A 3,278-nucleotide genomic window follows, 5' to 3' on the forward strand; every position below is an offset into this window, starting at 1 on the left:
ATATAATGATAACGCTTTATTTCCGTTCAAAATTCGACACATACTACTAGACTTTTATGATGGAAAGTTTTACAATTGAAATGTGAACAAAATGTGACAGTTTATATTCCATTATAAAAGAAAAGGATGGTGTCCATTATGAAAACTGCACAACATGAAACGATTTCAAATCGCGAGTTTTATTTCGTACTATATATGATGTTATTGTATGTTACTGGCTGGGTAATCGATGTAAATGGTTTATTCTTAAGCTCCTACTTTAATTTAGCAGGAGAAATTATGCTTCCATTAGTAGGCGGGATTGTTGGACTGTTCATTATGTCTATTAATAAACAACAAACGAAATAATAATATTACAAAAAGGCAGAAGACGAGCTTCGTTTTCTGCCTTTTTTCTATTTTAGCGTATAATAGAAACATGCAGTATATAAGGAGTGGTAAATATGAAAAAAGTAGAGCAATTATCTTCTCACCTATATCTGATTGATGATTTCGATTTACAACATAATGAACGAACTGGTACGTACGTTTTATTAGGTGACGATATTACTTTAATTGAAACTTGTGCAGCCCCTTCTCTTCCGTATATTTTAGAAGGCTTACAACAATTACATATTGATTTAAACGCAGTTAAAAACATTATCGTTACACACGTTCATTTAGATCACGCAGGGGCTGCTGGTTTAATGATGGAAAAGTGCCCAAATGCTACGTTATATGTGCATTCTCGTGGTGCTCGTCATATGATTAATCCAACAAAACTTATTTTGGGTGCAAAAGCTGTCTACAAAGAAGATTTCGATAAACTCTTCGATCCAATTCTTCCAATTGAAGAAGAACGTGTTCATATTGTACAACATGGTGATACGTTAAAAATTGCAAAAGACCGCACCCTTACATTTTATGATACACCAGGACATGCGAAGCACCATATTAGCATTCATGATTCATTAACAAATGGGATTTTCACTGGTGATACAATTGGAATTTATTATAGAGAACTCGCAAACGTTGGTGTAGAGTTATATCTACCATCAACGTCCCCTTCACAATTCCAACCAGATGCGATGATTGCTTCTAAAAATCATATTCAAAGTATGGATGTAGATACTATTTATTTCGGTCATTACGGCGCATCCTCTCATGTTACAGAAGTATACAATCAACTGGAACATTGGCTACCTATTTTCGTTCAGACTGGTAAGGAAGTCTTTGAAAAGTATAATGATTTCGATGAAGCGACTAAAGCTTTACAAACTTTGTTAATGGATAAAATCTCTTCTCATCTTACAAAGTTAAACGTTCCATCAGATCATTCCGTTTATAATATTTTACATCTAGATATAGAAATTAGTGCAATGGGCATTATTGATTATTTCACGAAGCAAGAAAAAGCAAACTCCACTATTAACTAACAGTAAAAGAAGAGATATACAACAGTAGTTATTGTATATCTCTTCTTTTTTTGAATATATTTTGAGTAAAGGATGGTGGAATATAATGCAAAAAGTGATGCTATACCTCTGCTTTACATTATTTATCGTCTTATTATTATTTGTAGGAGTAAAAATTCAATTTTATTTAGATACAGACACGCAAGTGAACTTTAACGTTTATCCAAGATTATTCTACTTTACACTCTTCCCTCTTATAGTTGGCATTTTATTACGATTCCTTCAATCTATTAATCGCGAAACAAGTAAACAAAACTGGAGCTTTCAACCGGATAAATTTATTGCTATTACAGTGCCTACACTATTCATTTCCTTTTCCCCAGCACTACTCTTTTCACCACTTGCAGAATACCTACCTTATTTAGTTAATATTATTCTAATAAATACAACTTTTGTTACGATAATTAGTTTAATAGCTGGTTATTCACTTTTAGATTGTTTTATACAAAAAGATACTGCAAATATGAAAAAATATAATTGAACACTCTTTTTTTGTTTTAATAAAAAAGCTCAAAGCTAAAGCATTGAGCTTTTTACTTATCTCACCTTTTCATCTACATACTCCATAAACTGCTCCGCTTGAATAAATCTTTCTTTGTACGCCTCAGGTACTTCTTCTACTTTCATCCCACCAGTTGATTTTGTCTTCACTTGTACGATTTCATATGTCATTAAAGCTTCCACATAACGGTCAAACTCTTTTTGTGTTAATACTTCTTTACTAGACTTATGACCATTTAATTTATCAAAGTATGGCTGAAGACCCATACTTACCTTTTTCATTTCTTCTCTTTTTGCTGGTGATAATTGATCATAATCAATATTACCGTTCGAATCTCCGTACGTAAGTTTTGCATTTGTTAATTTTTTTAGTTCTTTTGTAAACTCTTCATATTCCTTCGTACCCATTTCATCTTTCGCCTCTGATAATTTTGCACTAAAACGCATATACGCCTCTAATGTCATCGTTCCGGCATGTTTTTTTAAATTCTCGAAAGATCCGTATATACCATCCGCCATAATAGATTGATACGCAAAACCAGTCGTCGGGATTAAAAATGCTGCCGCAAGCACTCCTGCAATAAGACGCTTCTTCCTTTTGTTCCCTCCGCGATTCATTTTAATCTGAACAATTACTTTTTCTTTTAACTCCGGCGGGGCAACAATTCCCTTCGATTCTTCTTGTATAGATTCTCTAACTCTACAATCTAAACTCATTTCACATTCCCTACCTCTCCTAAAAAGATTTCTTCTACTTGCTCTTTTTGACGTAGTTTCTTTAATGCTGCGTGAATTCTAGATTTCACAGTACCAATTGGAATATGTAATATTTGTGCTACTTCTTCTTGTGAATAATCGTGTAAGTATCTTAAGATAATAACTTGTTTCAATTTATACGGTAATTTATGAATGAGTTCAATTAGTTTTTGGTTTGATATTTTACTTACAACATCGTTAGAAAAATCAATTTGCACTGACTTTCTTTGCTCTTCTGCTTTTTTTATAATTCGTAGTCGCATCCACCTCTTTCTTCTATAAGAGTGAATTTGTTTAATCGCAAGTCCAATTAGCCAAGGACGAAATGGCTTCTCGCTATCATACTTACGAAGCGATTCATATAGTTGTATGTATATTTCTTGAACGACATCATCTACATCCGTTTTATCCTCTATTAAAAAATGTGCTGTTTTATATACTTCTTGAATCGTTTTATCATACAACTTGCTATATGCTTCTTTATTTCCTGATAAAGTTAATTGGATTAAATGTGCGTAATCTATTTCACCCTTCATATTCCAGCCCTCCTTTGTCTTACACTATATA

5 protein-coding genes are annotated in these 3,278 nt (G+C 32.8%); 3 read left to right on the forward strand and 2 right to left on the reverse strand.

The window, feature by feature from the left end; all coding sequences use genetic code 11:
- The first annotated feature begins 138 nt into the window (after nucleotides 1-138).
- From ABWK52_RS22840 to ABWK52_RS22850, 3 genes are all read left to right on the forward strand, one after another.
- Nucleotides 139-348 (forward strand): DUF3925 domain-containing protein, encoded by a 210-nt coding sequence (locus tag ABWK52_RS22840; protein WP_000844984.1) that lies wholly within the window; start codon nucleotides 139-141, stop codon nucleotides 346-348.
- Between the two features lie 95 nt (nucleotides 349-443).
- Nucleotides 444-1,415 (forward strand): MBL fold metallo-hydrolase, encoded by a 972-nt coding sequence (locus ABWK52_RS22845; RefSeq protein WP_061655335.1) that lies wholly within the window; start codon nucleotides 444-446, stop codon nucleotides 1,413-1,415.
- An 85-nt stretch (nucleotides 1,416-1,500) separates the two neighbouring features.
- Nucleotides 1,501-1,935 carry a hypothetical protein gene (locus ABWK52_RS22850; protein WP_001174544.1) on the forward strand — a complete coding sequence of 145 codons (435 nt, stop codon included), beginning with the start codon at nucleotides 1,501-1,503 and terminating at the stop codon, nucleotides 1,933-1,935.
- A gap of 56 nt (nucleotides 1,936-1,991) precedes the next feature.
- Here ABWK52_RS22850 and ABWK52_RS22855 read toward each other — a convergent pair whose 3' ends face one another.
- Both ABWK52_RS22855 and ABWK52_RS22860 read right to left on the reverse strand, forming a co-directional pair.
- Complete coding sequence (locus ABWK52_RS22855) at nucleotides 1,992-2,672, reverse strand: DUF3600 domain-containing protein (protein ID WP_000050697.1); 681 nt, start codon at nucleotides 2,670-2,672, stop codon at nucleotides 1,992-1,994.
- Nucleotides 2,669-3,247, reverse strand: a complete 579-nt coding sequence (locus ABWK52_RS22860) for a sigma-70 family RNA polymerase sigma factor (protein ID WP_000675563.1) — start codon at nucleotides 3,245-3,247, stop codon at nucleotides 2,669-2,671. The genes ABWK52_RS22855 and ABWK52_RS22860 overlap by 4 nt, the downstream gene beginning before the upstream one ends.
- Between the last annotated feature and the right edge of the window lie 31 nt (nucleotides 3,248-3,278).

Source organism: Bacillus sp. AP50 (assembly GCF_040492675.1).
Classification (GTDB): domain Bacteria; phylum Bacillota; class Bacilli; order Bacillales; family Bacillaceae_G; genus Bacillus_A; species Bacillus_A cereus.